General features: G+C 74.4%; 1 protein-coding gene. It reads left to right on the top strand.

From position 1 onward, the window contains the following. Window positions 1-90: 90 nt before the first annotated feature. On the top strand, window positions 91-661 hold a 571-nt coding region (locus D3D02_RS18305; RefSeq protein ID WP_121571327.1), incomplete at its 3' end, for an MBL fold metallo-hydrolase.

Below are 661 nucleotides of genomic sequence, written 5' to 3'. Positions count from 1 at the left end.
GCCGTCAACATGACCGGCCGCGAGACCGACCGGATCGCGTCGCTGTCGGGCGGCGAGCGCGAGCGGGTCGCGATCGCCGGCGCGCTGGCGATGGAGCCCGACCACCTCGTCTTGACCGAACCGTTCACCGGCCTCGACGAGCCGGCGCGTCGCTCGGTGATCGAGCGGCTCCGCGCGCTCCGCCGCGAGGGGACCGGCGTCGTCGTCGTCACCCACGACCACCACTACGACAGCGACGGCATCCGGTCGGTCGCGAGCGAGGACGCGACGGTGGTCATCTACGAGGCGGTCGACCCCGCGGGCATCGACCGCGACGTGGAGCCGATCGACGCGCTCGCGGCCGACTACGACGTGGTCCGCGTCGGCGAGGAGGACCGCGTCGACGTCGACACGCCGGCCGGCGAGGTCACGGTGTGGTCTGTCCCCGCCCACAACGACCCCGAGGGACCGAACGCCGACGCGGACGGCTCGGTCGCGCACCCGCCCGGCTTCGGCTGCGGCTTCCTGCTGTCGCTCGGGGGGCGCACCGTCTTCTGGCCCGGCGACTCGGACGCGCTCGACGGGTTCGCCGAGCTGGACGTCTCCGTCTTCCTCGCGAACATCGGCGGGGGAGGCATCGTCGCCGACCGGCGCGCGGCGGCCGACCTCGCCGAGGCGATGG

Source organism: Halobellus sp. Atlit-38R, assembly GCF_003665925.1.
Lineage (GTDB): Archaea > Halobacteriota > Halobacteria > Halobacteriales > Haloferacaceae > Haloquadratum > Haloquadratum inordinatus.
The sequence above is the reverse complement of the archived record's forward strand: the minus strand, read 5'-3'. Positions and strand labels throughout refer to the sequence as shown.